The 14432-nt window shown below is 62.5% G+C and carries 14 protein-coding genes; 10 read left to right on the forward strand and 4 right to left on the reverse strand.

Translation table 11 applies throughout. The features are described from left to right. Positions 1-66: 66 nt before the first annotated feature. The 3 genes from ABWW33_RS14555 to ABWW33_RS14565 are packed head-to-tail and all read right to left on the reverse strand — an operon-like array spanning position 67 to position 1921. A complete protein-coding gene (locus ABWW33_RS14555) occupies positions 67-345 on the reverse strand; it encodes a transcriptional regulator (RefSeq protein ID WP_353402407.1) in 279 nt (92 codons plus the stop codon). Next, complete coding sequence (locus tag ABWW33_RS14560; RefSeq protein ID WP_353402408.1) at positions 342-1412, reverse strand: HD domain-containing phosphohydrolase; 1071 nt, start codon at positions 1410-1412, stop codon at positions 342-344. Before ABWW33_RS14560 ends, ABWW33_RS14555 begins: the two co-directional genes overlap by 4 nt. Positions 1413-1450: 38 nt before the next feature. Then, a complete protein-coding gene (locus ABWW33_RS14565; protein ID WP_353402410.1) occupies positions 1451-1921 on the reverse strand; it encodes a chemotaxis protein CheW in 471 nt (156 codons plus the stop codon). Positions 1922-2161: 240 nt separating this feature from the next. Here ABWW33_RS14565 and ABWW33_RS14570 point away from each other — a divergent pair, with 240 nt between their 5' ends. The 8 genes from ABWW33_RS14570 (at position 2162) to ABWW33_RS14605 (ending at position 10923) form a co-directional block, all read left to right on the forward strand. Further along, positions 2162-2752 carry a response regulator gene (locus ABWW33_RS14570; RefSeq protein ID WP_353402644.1) on the forward strand — a complete coding sequence of 197 codons (591 nt, stop codon included), beginning with the start codon at positions 2162-2164 and terminating at the stop codon, positions 2750-2752. A gap of 98 nt (positions 2753-2850) precedes the next feature. Continuing rightward, entirely contained in the window at positions 2851-4524 is a 1674-nt protein-coding gene (locus ABWW33_RS14575) for a sensor histidine kinase (protein ID WP_353402412.1), read from the forward strand. After that, complete coding sequence (locus tag ABWW33_RS14580; protein ID WP_353402413.1) at positions 4521-4886, forward strand: Hpt domain-containing protein; 366 nt, start codon at positions 4521-4523, stop codon at positions 4884-4886. Before ABWW33_RS14575 ends, ABWW33_RS14580 begins: the two co-directional genes overlap by 4 nt. Positions 4887-4921: 35 nt before the next feature. Further along, positions 4922-7114, forward strand: coding sequence for a hybrid sensor histidine kinase/response regulator (locus ABWW33_RS14585; RefSeq protein ID WP_353402414.1), 2193 nt, complete (start codon positions 4922-4924; stop codon positions 7112-7114). A gap of 23 nt (positions 7115-7137) precedes the next feature. Next, complete coding sequence (locus ABWW33_RS14590; protein WP_353402416.1) at positions 7138-9285, forward strand: putative bifunctional diguanylate cyclase/phosphodiesterase; 2148 nt, start codon at positions 7138-7140, stop codon at positions 9283-9285. Between the two features lie 36 nt (positions 9286-9321). Beyond that, positions 9322-10023, forward strand: coding sequence for a hypothetical protein (locus ABWW33_RS14595; RefSeq protein ID WP_353402418.1), 702 nt, complete (start codon positions 9322-9324; stop codon positions 10021-10023). Positions 10024-10084: 61 nt separating this feature from the next. Then, complete coding sequence (locus tag ABWW33_RS14600) at positions 10085-10513, forward strand: YeeE/YedE family protein (RefSeq protein WP_353402420.1); 429 nt, start codon at positions 10085-10087, stop codon at positions 10511-10513. Continuing rightward, on the forward strand, positions 10510-10923 hold the full coding sequence (locus tag ABWW33_RS14605; protein ID WP_353402421.1) for a DUF6691 family protein: 414 nt from the start codon (positions 10510-10512) through the stop codon (positions 10921-10923). The genes ABWW33_RS14600 and ABWW33_RS14605 overlap by 4 nt, the downstream gene beginning before the upstream one ends. 117 nt (positions 10924-11040) lie before the next feature. Here ABWW33_RS14605 and ABWW33_RS14610 read toward each other — a convergent pair whose 3' ends face one another. Beyond that, positions 11041-12966 (reverse strand): CocE/NonD family hydrolase, encoded by a 1926-nt coding sequence (locus tag ABWW33_RS14610; RefSeq protein ID WP_353402423.1) that lies wholly within the window; start codon positions 12964-12966, stop codon positions 11041-11043. Positions 12967-13280: 314 nt separating this feature from the next. Here ABWW33_RS14610 and ABWW33_RS14615 point away from each other — a divergent pair, with 314 nt between their 5' ends. After that, complete coding sequence (locus ABWW33_RS14615) at positions 13281-13856, forward strand: FxDxF family PEP-CTERM protein (protein WP_353402425.1); 576 nt, start codon at positions 13281-13283, stop codon at positions 13854-13856. 94 nt (positions 13857-13950) lie between these two features. Further along, positions 13951-14424, forward strand: coding sequence for a septal ring lytic transglycosylase RlpA family protein (locus ABWW33_RS14620; protein WP_353402427.1), 474 nt, complete (start codon positions 13951-13953; stop codon positions 14422-14424). Positions 14425-14432 lie beyond the last annotated feature (8 nt).

A 14432-nucleotide genomic window follows, 5' to 3' on the forward strand; every position in this document is an offset into this window, starting at 1 on the left:
GATATTTCCCCTGTTTGTATTTCAAGATGCCGTTGGCGTGCATGGCATATCTGGATAAACGTGTCATCAAATCTGGGTGGCTGTTTGCGACGCCTGCTCGCTTTGCCGAGCCAGCCGCCTTAGCTCGGCGACTGGAATCCGCGCCACTTCATGCAGGCGCAGCAGCACGTCGGCGCTGATCGGCAAGCGGCGGCGGCGTATCTTGCTGAGGCGCGGCGGCGAGATGTCCAGCATGCGCGCCAGCGAGGCATCGTTCTTTAGTTGCAAGCGCTTCAGCAAGTGGTCGAGCAGCAGGTGCGGGCAGCGCGGCGGGACTGGAATCGGCGGTGTTTGATCGGGTGTCATGCGGCCTCCTGGGTGTTTGTGGTGGTGAGACGATCGGGCGGGCTGTAGCGGCGCCGGATGGCGTCGAGCGCGGATTCGTCGCAGAACAATGCGGTGATGCAATCGGGGTCGAAATGGCTGCCGCTGCCAGCCTCCATGGCGCTCCTGGCGTGTTCGAAGGACCAGCCCGGCTTGTACGGGCGGGACGATGTCAGCGCGTCGAAGACGTCGGCTGCGGCGACGATGCGGCCGTGCAGTGGAATGTCCCGGCCGGCCAAACCGTTCGGATAGCCGCTGCCGTCGTAGCGTTCGTGGTGGGTGGCGGCGATGACGGCGCCGGCCTGCAGCAGCGGTGAATCACTGTCGGCCAGAATCCGCGCGCCGATCTGGGCGTGGCCGCGGATGACCGCCAGCTCGTCCGCATCGAGCCGTCCGGGCTTGAGCAGGATCGCATCCGGAATGCCCAGCTTGCCGATGTCGTGCATGGGCGCGGCGGTGAGGATCAGTTCGCATTCGGCCTCGGGCAGGCCGAGGTTGCGTGCGATCAGTTCGGCATACGCCGCCATGCGCAGCAGATGGCCGCCGGTTTCCGGGTCGCGGAACTCGGCCGCGCGCGACAGCCGGTAGATCGCTTCGCGTTCGCGTGCCGCGATCTCGGCGGTGGCCTTGCGCACCGCCTCGGCCAGGTCCGCCGCATGGCTGGCCAACCGCAACTGGGCACTGCGCAGCGCCAGCAGATTGCCGACACGGGCGTTCAGCTCGGCAAAATTAACCGGCTTGGTCAGGAAGTCGTTGGCGCTCAGGCGCAGCGCCTCGTGCCTGATTTTGTGGTGGGTGTCGGCGGTGACCATGACGACCGGCGTATCCTGCTTGCCGGGCAGGGCGCGGAAGCGGCGCAGGAATTCCAGGCCGTCGATCTCGGGCATCATATAGTCGACCACGACCAGGTCGGGCTCGTTGTCGGCGCACCAGTCCAGCGCGATGCGCGGGTTCGACATCGTCACCGGTGGCGTGTCGCTCAGCATTTCCAGCATGTGGCCAAACACATCCAGGTTGGCTTGGCTGTCGTCGACGATCAGGATTTTCATCAGGCGCTCCGTGGGGTCTCGGTCAGGTGAGTGTCGGGTCAGGCCGCCATGGCCTCGGGTTCAGTGGTCAGGCCGCGCAGCATGGCGCCGATGTCGAGCATGATGAGCATGCGCTGCTCGACGCTGGCGATGGCCAGCACGTACTCGCTGGCGCCGTGCCGCAGTTGCGGCGCCGGCTTGATCTGGCCCGGCTCGAGGTTGACGACGTCGGCCACGCTGTCGACCACGATGCCGGTGGTGTGCTCGGGCGTGGCAAGGATGATGACCACGGTGGTGGCGTTATACGTGGGCACCGCCAGGCCGAGGCTGATGCGCAGGTCGATCAGCGGCACAATCACGCCGCGCAGATTGATGACGCCCTTCAGATAGTCCGGCGCATTGGCCAGCCGCGTCACCTGGTCGTAGCCGCGCAATTCCTGGACCAGCGCGATGTCGATCGCATATTCTTCGGCGCCCAGGCCGAAGACCAGGTTGCTGCGGGCCGATTGTTCGTTAAAAGTTGCACTCATGATCGTCTCCTGCCTGGGGTTGGCTGCAAAGATGCAGCGAATTCCACGATTTGCTGCCAGTTCGTTTGGTCTATGGCTGCTTCGACGGCATAATGGCGTTAAGGCGTGGATTTGCTTTGAATTCTTTATTTCTGTGACGATTATAACGAATTTTATTGAATTTGGTAAATTCGTTTTATTTATTTTTCTATTTGAGAGGTGCGTGTGGCGAATAAGCGCGGCGATTCCCCTGCGGATGAGGTGTGCACGACCCAGCGAGCGGCGGAAATTCTGGGAATTTCTGTATCTTCTGTGCAACAACTAGTCGAGGCCGGCGTCATCGAAGCCTGGAAAACCAAGGGCGGCCACCGCCGGATTCCGCTGCATGCCGTCTTGCGCTACAAGGCCACGCCGCAGGCGGAGGCGCCACCGCGTACCCCAGCCGCAGGCGGCGGCGTCAGCACCGTGCTGGTGGTCGAAGACAATCCCCTGCAGCGCGCCATCTATGAGCGGCAGTTCAGCTCGTGGGCGCTGCCGGTCAGCCTGACCTTTTGCGAGAACGGCTACCAGGCGCTGATGGAGATTGCCCGCCGCCGTCCGCACGTGTTGCTGGCCGACATCATCATGGACGGCATCGACGGCTATGAAGTGGTGAAGACCATCCTGGCCGATCCGGAGCTGGCGGGCATGCATATCGCGCTGCTGTCCGGCATGAGGGAGGAGGAGCTGGACGAGCGCGGCGGCGTGCCGCCCGGCGTGGTGTTTTTTGCCAAGCCCGTCAATTACGATGAGCTGCGCGGTTATATGAAGGCGTGTTGCGCGCAGTTGCTGCGCCAGCGCGATTGGAATTAAACGAATTAATTAAATTTGACAAATATTTTGTGTTCAGGCAGCATCATCCCATGAGCGGCGCGGAGTGAACCGCGCGCCATCGACAGGGGGAGGGCGGCATGTGGCGGAAAATCTTGATGCGGCTCGACGTGCGCTGGTTGCTGCTCAGCTTTGCGCTGCTGCTGATTGCCGGCACCTGGACCGCGACGCTGTACCAGATCGACGAGGCCAGGCGGCTGCAGGTTGACGACGCCCGGCGCGACGCCCTCGCGCTGGTGCGCCTGTTCAGCGAACATGCCACGCGCACGCTGGAGGCTGCCGACCAGGCGGTCATCTTCCTGCGCCACCGCTATGACGCCGACGGCGCGCATCTCGACATCGTCCGCGAACTGGAAAACGGGCTGCGGCCGGGCGACATCTACAACCAGTTCAGCATCATTGACGAGCACGCGAACCTGGTCTTGTCCAGCCTGCCGTTCAAGTCCGTCAACCTGGCCGACCGCGAGCATGTCCGCGTGCACCTGCAGGCCGATGACGGCCAGCTTTATGTCAGCAAGCCGGTGCTGGGCCGCGTGTCCAACAAATGGTCGCTGCAGCTGACGCGCCGCATCAGCTATCCCGACGGACGCTTCAAGGGCGTCGTGGTGGTGTCCATGGATCCGTATTATTTCACCGGCCTGTATCACGATATCGATGTCGGCCAGCAGGGCTCGATTGCGCTGGTGGGCGCCGATGGCGTGGTGCGTGTGCGCCGGGTGGGCAATGACGCCAGCCTGGGCCAGGACATCGGCGCCAGCGCCGTGTTCGCGGCCATGCGCGCCGGCCGCCAGGGCACGCTGATCCACGCCGGGCCGGTTGACGGCAGGGCGCGCCTTTACGCATTCCAGCGGCTGGAGCGCTTTCCGTTGTACGCGCTGGTGGGCATCGATCTGGATGAGCGCATGGCGCGCTATGCGGCCAGCCGCCAGCGCACGCTGTACCTGGCTGCCGGCAGCACGCTGGTGATCCTGCTGTTTGCGTTGGGCTTGCATGTGATGGCTGGCAAGCTCATCGAAAGCAGGGCGCGGGCGATGGTGGCCAATCTGGCCAAATCGCGTTTTCTGGCCAATATGTCGCATGAATTGCGCACGCCGCTGAACGGCATACTCGGCTATTCCGAATTGCTGCAACTCGAACTCGGCGACGAGCGCAGCCGGGGCTTTGCCGACGCCATCCATGGCAGCGGCATGCGCCTGCTGGGACTGATCGAAGCGGTGCTGGAGCTGAGCGCGCTGGAATCGGGCCGGGTGCCGTTGGTGATTGAGCCGCTGAACATCGCCGAGTTGCCGTTGCTGGCGCTGTCCGGCCACCGCGCCGCTGCCGCCGCCAAAGGACTCGCGCTGACTTCGGAGCTGGCCCCCGGCTTGCCCGAGGTCTGGCCGGGCGACCGGGCCAAGCTGTTGCGCGTGCTCGATATTTTGCTGCGCAATGCGCTGGCGGCGACCGACGCCGGTTGTGTGACGCTGCGGCTGGCGCCGGCGCCGCGCGGCGGCTTGCGTTGCCAGGTCAGCGACAGCGGGCCGGGCGTGCCGGCCGGAATGCGGCGCAATATCTTTGAAAAATTCACCCAGGCCGATGATTCGGCCAGCCGCGGCAAGCAGGGCGCGGGCTTGGGCCTGGCCATCGCCAGGCTGCTGGTCGAGCTGATGAGCGGGCGCATCTGGCTGGAAAAGAACGCGATGCCCGGCGCGGTGTTTGTCGTTGAGCTGCCAAGGCAAGAGCAGCTGCCGCAAGCGGGCATGGAGGCCGCATGAGCGCCGCCTACCTGGCCATCGATCCGCGCGTGTTGTGGCGGGCGGCAGGCGGGGACCGCCTGTCCTTCCGCGCCTTGTCGCAGACGTTTATCGATGTCGCGCCGGAGCGCCTGGCGGTCCTGCGCCAGGCGCTCGGCGGCGGCCGCCCGGCCGAGATCCGCGCGGCCAGCCACGCGCTCAAGGGCATGACGCTGCTGGTTGGCGCCGACGCGCTCAGTGCCTTGCTGCAGTCGCTGGAAATCCAGGCGCACGCGGGCTTGCCGCTGCCGCCGGTAACGCAGCTGGAGGCATTGTTCAGCCAGGTGATGCGGGAGGTCGCGCGCAGCCTGCTCGACTATGACGGCGCCGGGGGGACCGAATGAAAATGCAATCATGGAGGCGGCGTGCAGCCATTCTGTTGCGTGGCCGCGGCCTGGAGGCGCGGCGCACGCTGGCGATGACCGGCGCGGCGCTGCTGCTCTTGCTGGGATCGGCCACCGCCGGCGCCGGCTGGATCCTGCGCGAGCACCAGATCGACGACCGGCGCCAGGACTTGGGCAACCTGTCGCTGCTGCTGGCGGAGAGCACCGCGCAGGTGATGGCTTCCAGCTTCCAGCTGCTCGATGGCGTGACCGGGATCGTGCAGGCCGAGGCCGGCAGCGGCGACGCGCGGATGGCCGCAGCACTGCGTTCGCGGCAGTTGTACCAGTCCTTGCGCGACAAGATCAGTGGCGTGTCGCAGGTCGACGTGATCAGCGTGGTCGATGCCGACGGCAATGTGCTCAATTTCAGCCGCAGCTTCCCCGCGCCCGCGATCAGCCTCGCCGAGCGCGACTACTTTACCTGGCATCGCAGCAACGCCAGCGCCCGGCCGTTCATCAGTGCGCCGGTGCGCAACAAGGGCAACGGCAAGTGGACTTTCTATCTGAGCCGGCGCGTCAACAGCGTCGACGGCAGCTTTGCCGGCGTGGTGCTGGTGGGGGTGTCGGTCGACTTCTTCGCCGATTACTTCCGGCGCGTGAGCCTGGGGCAGAGCGCCGCGGTGACGCTGTACCGCAGCGACTTCACGCTGCTGGCGCGCTGGCCCGAGGCCGAGGAGTTGCTGGGCAAGCGGGTGCTGACCGGCACCACCTATGCCGTCATCAGCGAGGGCTTGAACAACGACGTCCGCATCACCAGCGGCCCGCGCGCCTCCACCGGCCAGCGCGAAGTCTTCCGCATGGGGGCGGTGCGGGCGCTGCGCGATTACCCGCTGATCGTCAACGCCACCATCACCGAGGACCTGCTGCTGGCGGGCTGGTGGCGCAGCCTGCGCCTGCTGGGCATGGTGGCGCTGGTTGGCCTGCTGGGGTTGCTGGCGGCGTTCTGGATGGTGGCGCGGCTGCTGAAACGGCGCGACCGCGATGCCGAGCAGGCACTGCTGCTGCAACAGCAGGCCGATGCCGCCAGCCAGGCCAAATCGCGCTTCCTGGCCATGATGAGCCATGAGATCCGCACGCCGATGAGCGGCATCGCCGGCATGTCGGAACTGATGCTGGAGACGGCGCTCGATCCGGTGCAGCGCGGCTATGCGGAAAACGTGCAGCGCGGCGTCGGCGAGCTGATGCACATCATCAATGACGTGCTGGATTTTTCCAAGATCGAATCCGGCCGCATGACGCTGGACCAACAGCCCTTTGAGCCCGCCGTTCAGCTCATCCAGGTGGTGGAGCTGTACCGCGCCGCGGCCGAGCGCAAAGGCCTGCGGTTGCAGACCCAGGTCGGCGTCGGACCATCCTGGGTCGTCGGCGACGCCGCCCGCGTGCGCCAGGTGCTGGGCAATCTGCTCAGCAACGCCATCAAGTTCACGCCATCCGGTGTCATCACGCTGGATTACACGGCGCGGGTGGACGGTGAACATACCGGTCTGTGGCGTCTGTGCTATGCCGTCAGCGACGAGGGCATAGGGATGGCCCCGGCCGCGCGCGCGCGCCTGTTCGAACCCTTCAGCCAGGCCGACAGCAAGATCAGCGCGCAGTATGGCGGCACCGGCCTGGGCCTGGCCATCTGCAAGAGCCTGTTGGAACTGATGGGCGGCAGCATTGATTGCAGCAGCAGCCCCGGCGCCGGCAGCCGTTTCCAGTTCGACCTGCCGGTCAGGCTGGCGCCGGTGCCGCCGGCGCCCGTCGCCGGCGCGGTTGCGCTGCCGTTGCCTGCGGCCGACAGCGCGCGGCGCAGCGTGCTGGTGGCCGAGGACAACGAAATGAACCGGCAACTGGCGCGCATCCTGCTTACCCGGCTCGGCTGGCAGGTCGACGATGTGCACGACGGCCAGCAGGCACTCGACGCGCTGGCCATGCGCCGCTACGACCTGGTGCTGATGGATTGCATGATGCCGGTGCTGAATGGCTATGACGCCTGCCGCCGACTGCGCGAACTGGAGGCCGCCAGCGGCGCCGCGCGGACCACGGTGGTGGCGCTGACGGCCAGCGCCATCGATGGCGATCGCCAGCGCTGCCTGGAGGCCGGCATGGACGATTACCTGAGCAAGCCGTTCAGCGCGGTGCAGTTCAACGCCCTGGTGGCGCGTTGCGCCGCCTTGCGGGCGGCGGATGCAGTCCCGGCAAAATAATTTACATCAAATCGAGGCACGTCATGACATGCTCGCTGCAACACGACATCTGTGAATTTGTCCACCCTGTAGCGGCCATGCCCGGCGTGTGCCACAGTTTCGCCTGCGCCATCCTTGACGCCTTGCCCGACCAGATCGCGATACTGGACGCGGCGGGCATGATCGTTGTGGTCAATGAGGCTTGGCGTACGAGTGGCCAGACGCTGGGCGCGCCGCCCTCGGGCGACGACGTGGGGCGCAACTACCTGGCCGCCTGCCGCAACGCGCGCGGCCTGGGCTCCGAAGGGGCCGCCGACGCCGGGGCGGGCATCAGCGCGGTGCTGGAGGGGCGCAGCAGCTACTTCCAGATGGAGTATGCGTGCTCCACGCCGGCGCAGAAACGCTGGTTCCACATGACGGCGACGCCGCTTGCCTGCGGCTGGCAGGGCGCCGTGGTGGCGCATACGGACATCACGGAGCGCCATCTGGCCGAGGCCAGCTTGCGCGTGGCGGCCACCGCGTTTGAATCGTCCGAAGGCATGATGGTGACCGACGCCAGGGGCGTCATCCTCAAGGTCAACCAGGCGTTTACCCGCATCACCGGCTATGGCGCGGACGAGGCAACCGGCCAAACGCCGCGCATGCTCAACTCCGGTCGTCATGACGCGGCGTTTTACCAGGCCATGTGGGAGGCCATCGCGCACGACGGCAGTTGGGAAGGCGAGATATGGAATCGCCGCAAGAATGGCGAAGTCTATCCGGAACACCTGAGCATTGCGGCGGTGCGCGACGAGTTCGGCGAGCTTTGCAATTATGTGGCGACGCTGACCGACATCACGGTCAGCAAGGCGGCCAACGATGAGATCCGCAGCCTGGCGTTTTACGACCCGCTGACGCGTTTGCCCAACCGGCGCATGCTGATGGAACGGCTGCGCCAGGTACTGGCCGCCAGCAGCGCGCACGATCGCTACGGCGCGCTGGTGTTTATCGACCTGGATAATTTCAAGACGCTCAACGACACGCTTGGCCACAATGTCGGCGACCTGCTGCTGCAGCAGGTCGGCGCGCGCCTGCAAGGCTGCCTGCGCCATGGCGACACGGTGGCGCGCCTGGGCGGCGACGAATTTGTGGTGCTGCTGGAGCGCATGAGCTGCGACGCGCTGGAGGCGGCGGCCCAGGCTGAAGCGCTGGGTCTCAAGATCCTGGCCGAACTGAACCAGCCGTATCAGCTTGGCATCCATCATTGCCGCAGCACGCCCAGCATGGGGGCGACCCTGTTCCATAACGGGGTTCCGTCCCAACCCGACGAAGTGCTGGCGCAGGCCGATATTGCCATGTATCAAGCCAAGCAGGCCGGCCGCAACGCCATGCGTTTCTTTGACCAGCAAATGCAGGACAGCATCACGGCGCGGGAGCGGCTGGAGGAGGGGCTGCGCAAGGCTATTGAATTGCGGCAATTTGACCTGTATTACCAGGCCCAGGTCGGCCATGACGGCCGGATCACCGGGGCGGAAGCGCTGATACGCTGGATCCAGCCCGACGGCAGCTGTGTTTCTCCGGCCGATTTCATTCCGTTGGCGGAGGAGTGCGGTCTCATCTTGCCGATTGGGGCCTGGGTGCTGGAAGCCGCGTGCGCGCAATTGCAGCGCTGGCAGAGCGACCCGGCCACCGCTTCGTTGTTGCTTGCGATTAACGTCAGTGCCGCTCAGTTTCGTCAGAGTAATTTTTTCACGCAGGTGCGTGACACGGTGCGGCGCTACGCCATCGATCCCTCCCGGCTGAAGCTGGAACTGACCGAGGGTATCCTGCTGGAGCATACCGAGGAGACGATCTCGAGCATGCAGCAGCTGCGGGATATGGGCGTGCACTTTTCCCTGGATGACTTCGGCACCGGATATTCCTCCCTGCAATATCTGAGACGCCTGCCGCTGAGCCAGCTGAAGATAGACCGTTCGTTTGTCCACGACCTGGCCGGCGACAATTGTGGCCAGGTCATTGTATCGACGATTATTGCCATGGCACGCAGCCTGGGACTGGATGTGATCGCCGAGGGCGTCGAGAATCCGGTGCAGCACGCGCTGCTGGAACAATTGGGGTGCCACCGCTACCAAGGCTTTTTATTTAGCCGGCCGCTGCCGGTCGCTCAATTCGAGGACCTGCTTGCGGACGGCACGGCGGCAAGCCCTGGCTGATACACTACGCCACCGATAACGGACAGTGGCGTATATATGAATGCAATGACCTTGCCTGGCTGGGCAACGACCGAAGAGACTTCTTTATGGCTCAGCGATAAAACCGGCAAACCATGGAATCTGTCCAGCTTGCTGGCCAGCGGGTTGACGCCCCACGTTTGGCTGGATTATTCGGAAGAATATGCGGATCTGTTTGCCGAGGGAATCAAGCGCTACCCAGCGCCGATATTCTTCGTCGACGACATTAAAAGATTATCCGAAGGCAGTCCCGATGTCCTGATACGCATGACGCGCGACTCCGATAGAATATCTTTTAAACTGACGCCGCCAGGCATTTCCATGCCGCTTGACGCGATCAGATTCTTTCAGCTCGATATAGTCCGGATGGCGGAAGATATTCTGCATCCGCCAGTGCAAGCGCCTGCGCCGGCAAAGGAAATTCCAAAGGGAATGAGCAAGGAAGAAATTATTTTTGTATTTGGCAGCATGGTAAAAATGGATCTGGGAAAATCGCTGGCTGATGCCATCGGTATATTCGGCGACGATGGCGCCCGGGTAAGAAAGAATTCACGCGCTGGTAAAAACAGTTATCTGTGGAATCCCGTGACGCTGGCGCTGGGGTTGAACGACGTCTACCGCGTGCCGATGCCGCGTTTGAAGAAGGCGTTCGCTGTCCAGTCCGAACTGGCACCCTGGAAAGATGCCTGGCTCGAGTCTTTGCGTTTGTTGGGAGAGTGAAAGTATGCTAAAAATTGGCTTGTATGCGCCGTTTTCTGGCGTGTATCCGAGGAGAGACTGAATGACGATAGACAGCCTGCATTTCACCCCGTGGCCCGCCCTGGCCGGGGGAGTATTGATCGGCTTGGCGGCGGCCTTATTCATCCTGCTGAATGGCCGCATCGCCGGCATTAGCGGAATTATTGGCGGCTTGTTACGCCCAAACAAAGGCGATATCGGTTGGCGTTTCGCATTTATTGCAGGCCTGATACTCGCACCTGTCATCTACGGCGTATTTTATGCATTGCCTGCGACGCAAATCGATGCCGGCACCGGCATATTGATAGTGGCCGGCTTGCTGGTTGGCGTTGGTACCCGCTATGGCTCGGGATGCACGAGCGGCCACGGCGTTTGCGGAATATCCCGTTTATCGCCCCGATCGATAGCGGCCACGATAATATTCATGGCCGCCGGTTTTGTTACGGTATTCCTTTTGAGGCATCTGTCATGATTATCTCGTTCGCATGCGGCTTGATTTTCGGCTTGGGATTGATTATTTCCGGCATGGCCAATCCGGCCAAGGTATTGGGTTTCCTTGATTTGGCCGGGAAATGGGATCCATCGCTGGCATTTGTGATGGCAGGGGCGATATTGATCGGTTTCTTTGCGTTTCTTTACGCCGGCCGACGCCAAACCACTTTGTTGGGCAAGGAGTTGAAATTACCCACGGCAAAAAATATCGACCGTCGATTGATAATCGGATCGATATTATTTGGTGCGGGTTGGGGATTGGCGGGATTTTGCCCGGGGCCTGCGCTGGTGGGCCTGGGCATGGGTTTGCCCAAGGCGGTTTTATTTGTTTTGGCGATGCTGGCCGGCATGGGATTGTTCGAATTGCTCGAACGCCGGCGCGGTGGATAAGTTCTCGCTGCGACAAATTTGCGCAGCGAGACTTTTCTTATAGAAAACAACTACTTGGCATGGCCCGGTACGGCTTGTTAACAAGCTTATCCACAGAATTTGTTAACAACCCGGCGCTTACTTGCCCAGTACCTGAACTTCGATGCCGGAATACATCGCCGGCGCGTGATAAACCCGCTGGGTGGCCTTCTGGAAGTCCTCCGCCTTGGCTTTCGGAATATCGACGAAGGTTTGCGGGTTCAAGTCCACCAGCGGGAACCAGGAACTCTGGATCTGCACCATGATGCGGTGGCCGCGCCGGAAAGTGTGGTTGACGTCGCTCATGCTGTAATTGACGGCTTCCACCTTGCCTGGCGTGAACGGCTCCGGCTTTTCAAAACTGTTGCGGAATTTGCCGCGCAGCGGATCGCCGCGCACCAGTTGCTGGTAGCCGGCCATGGTCAGCGTCGGTTTCGGCACGTCCGGGCCGCGCTCCTCGTCGCCGCCGGCGCTCGGATATTCGGCAGGATAAACGTCGATCAGCTTGACCACCCAGTCCGCATCGGTGCCGGTGGTGGACACGAACAGGCGCGGCTTGACCGGGCCGCTCAGCGTCACATCCTCTTCCAACACCTCGCTGCGATAGGTCAGCACGTCCGGACGGCTGGAGGCGAAGCGCTGGTCGCCGACCATATACTCCTTCGGCGCGCCCTGCGCCGGGTAGGCGGTGAACGGCACCGGCTTGCGCGGATCGGCCACATATTCATCGAACGCCGCGCCGGCCGCCGGCTGTTTCCAGCCCAGCGTGCCGTTCGGTCCCAGGAACAGCGTGCGCGCGGCCGCCTGTTTCGGCGGCCAGGCGGCGTAGTTGCGCCAGACGTTGCTGCCGGTCTCAAACGCATAGACTTCGGATACGTTCTTGTTGGCCACACCCTTCAAATGCTGCTCGAAGAAGGGGAACTGGATATTGCTGCGGAATTGCTGGCCGGTCTTGGCATCGAACTTGACGTAGCCCAGGCTGGCGCCGTCCGCGCGGCCCCAGGCGCCGTGCGACCACGGGCCCATCACCAGCCCGCTGTAGATGCCGGGATTGTTGCGCTTGATGGTGTTGTAGGTGGTCAGCGGGCCTTGCAAGTCCTCGGCGTCGTACCATCCGCCCACGGTCAGCACGGCGGCCTTGATGTTCTTCAGGTGCGGCGCGACGTTGCGGGTTTTCCAGAAATCGTCATAACTGCTGTGCTCGATGGTCGGCATCAGCAGCGCGCGCTGTTTCGGCGTCAGCGTGGCGGTGATGTTGGACAAGGTCAGGTGCGACAGGAAGAATTCGTAGCCGTCGGCCGTGCCGTAGTCGAAATGGTCCCAGGACTTCGGCAGCGGCGTCGGATTTTCCGCTTCGACGAAGGCCGAGTAGAAGTCGAAATTGGCCGCCAGCATGAAGGCGCCGCCGTGATATGAATCGTCGTTCATGTACAGGTCGGTCACCGGCGCCTGCGGCGACGCGGCCTTGATCGCCGGATGCGAATCGATGATGCTGGCCGAGGTGTAGAAGCCCGGATACGAGGTGCCGAGTATGCCGACCTTGCCGTTGTTGTTGGCGACGTTTTTCAGCAACCACTCGACGGTGTCGTGCATGTCTTCGCTCTCGTTGCCTTCGCCCTTGGCGCGCGCAGCGTTGACGTGCGGCGTCATTTCCTGCCACTTGCCTTCGGACATGTAGCGTCCGCGCACATCCTGCTTGACGAAGATGTAGCCGCTGTCCTCAAACTCCTGCGACGGGCCGATGTGTTCCGGATAAAAATCCACGCCGTAATGCAGCTCGCCGCCGCTGTTCACGCCGGCGCTGTAGGGCGTGCGCTGGATCAGGAAGGGATAGGTCTTGCTGGCGTCCTTGGGCACATAGACGGCGGTGAACAGCCGCACGCCGTCGCGCATCGGGATGCGGAATTCGTATTTGGTGTAGTGCTCGCGCAGGGAGTATTTGGGCGCGGTATCGGCTGCGCCGGCGTGAACGGATAGTCCACCCAGCATCAAGGCCAAGGTTATGGCGGTAAGACGCAGTTTCATAGGTTCCTTTTTTTGTTGAAAAGCAAACCCGTAAAGTGTAATCGCAGTGGATAACTTTCGCTGCGACAAATTTGCGCATCCGAACTTTATCCATAGAAAACAGCAACTTGGAAGACGGTGGTGGGCGTTGTTAACAGCCTTATCCACAGATTCTGTTAACAAGTAGGCGGCAAAGGATTGTTGCAAAATTTTACAATTTTCTCTTTGTGTTCGCGAACGTACAGTTGTGCTCGCAACATCTTTATATGCTTCGCATTACCGGATGGGGACATTCGGACAACTTTGCTCAACTCGCTACTCCTATTGGATACCAAATGAAAATCAAAAATATGTTGCTCGCCTCTATGATCGCCGGCGCCAGTCTGTTCGGCACCTCGGCCTTCGCTGCGGACATCAGCAAAACCGCCGTCGTTACGCTGGACGACGACGGCATGGGCGGTTTCGCCGCTACGCTGGGGGCGACATTCAATAGCGCGGCCATGGGCAAGACCTTCAGCGATTTCTACACCTTCACGCTGTCTGACTCGTACGACTCGTCGGCCTCGCTGACCTCGACCTACCTGAACAAGACGACGCTGAAAGACCTGTCGATCACCGGGTTCAGCCTGGTCAAATACGATGCCTCGAACACCGTCGTTCAAACCTATATGGGCACCAATACCACGGCCAGCGGCAGTCACATCGACACCTGGGAGCTGAATGGTTTGCCACTGAGCGCCGGAAAATATGCGATTGAGATCGACGGCAAGGTGCTGGGCAATGCCGGCGGCAGCTATGCTTCCGACCTGAACGTGTCGATCGCGGCCGTTCCGGAACCAGAAACCTACGGCATGATGGTCGTCGGCCTGGGTCTGTTGGGTGTGGTTGCGCGTCGCCGCAAGCAAGCCTAAGTCAGGCAATCAGTAAGAAACGCGCCTGAGGCTACGACTCAGGCGCGTTTTTGCGTTGACGGCATGGACTCAAAAAACGGCCTACAATGCGGACATGAAGACCCTGCGCAAAGTGTTGTTGGCGCCGGCGTTGTGCCTGCTTTGGGGCGGATACGCCAGCGCCGATACGCCGCAAAAGCAGGCTCATACAGAAAAGGCGGCGCAAGGCCACCATATCGACCGCTCAGGTAAAACCCGCAAGGGCAAGGCTTCCTACTACGGCCGCCGTTTCCACGGCAAGAAAATGGCGAACGGCGAGACCATGAAGCCCGACAGCAATGCCGCCGCCAGCAAGACGCTGCCGGTGGGCACGGTTGCCAAGGTCACCAATCTGGAGAACAACAAGAGCGAGGTGGTGGTGGTCAAGGACCGGGGACCGTATGTCGACGGCCGCATCATCGATGTCACGCCCAAGACCGCCGACAAGCTGGATATGAAGGAAGAGGGCGTGGCACCGGTGGCGGTGACGCCGCTCAAGCTGCCGCCCAAGCCGGAGGCCGAATCGGCGCCGCCGGACAAGGCCAAATAGTTGCTCCG

The organism is Duganella hordei, assembly GCF_040369125.1.
Classification (GTDB): domain Bacteria; phylum Pseudomonadota; class Gammaproteobacteria; order Burkholderiales; family Burkholderiaceae_D; genus Rugamonas; species Rugamonas hordei.

Coding starts and splice junctions, on each gene's coding strand:
- ABWW33_RS14555 (WP_353402407.1), bottom strand. CDS start 345: ATGACACCCGATCAAACACCGCCGATTCCAGTCCCGCCGCGCTGCCCG.
- ABWW33_RS14560 (WP_353402408.1), bottom strand. CDS start 1,412: ATGAAAATCCTGATCGTCGACGACAGCCAAGCCAACCTGGATGTGTTT.
- ABWW33_RS14565 (WP_353402410.1), bottom strand. CDS start 1,921: ATGAGTGCAACTTTTAACGAACAATCGGCCCGCAGCAACCTGGTCTTC.
- ABWW33_RS14575 (WP_353402412.1), top strand. CDS start 2,851: ATGTGGCGGAAAATCTTGATGCGGCTCGACGTGCGCTGGTTGCTGCTC.
- ABWW33_RS14580 (WP_353402413.1), top strand. CDS start 4,521: ATGAGCGCCGCCTACCTGGCCATCGATCCGCGCGTGTTGTGGCGGGCG.
- ABWW33_RS14590 (WP_353402416.1), top strand. CDS start 7,138: ATGACATGCTCGCTGCAACACGACATCTGTGAATTTGTCCACCCTGTA.
- ABWW33_RS14595 (WP_353402418.1), top strand. CDS start 9,322: ATGAATGCAATGACCTTGCCTGGCTGGGCAACGACCGAAGAGACTTCT.
- ABWW33_RS14600 (WP_353402420.1), top strand. CDS start 10,085: ATGACGATAGACAGCCTGCATTTCACCCCGTGGCCCGCCCTGGCCGGG.
- ABWW33_RS14605 (WP_353402421.1), top strand. CDS start 10,510: ATGATTATCTCGTTCGCATGCGGCTTGATTTTCGGCTTGGGATTGATT.
- ABWW33_RS14610 (WP_353402423.1), bottom strand. CDS start 12,966: ATGAAACTGCGTCTTACCGCCATAACCTTGGCCTTGATGCTGGGTGGA.
- ABWW33_RS14615 (WP_353402425.1), top strand. CDS start 13,281: ATGAAAATCAAAAATATGTTGCTCGCCTCTATGATCGCCGGCGCCAGT.
- ABWW33_RS14620 (WP_353402427.1), top strand. CDS start 13,951: ATGAAGACCCTGCGCAAAGTGTTGTTGGCGCCGGCGTTGTGCCTGCTT.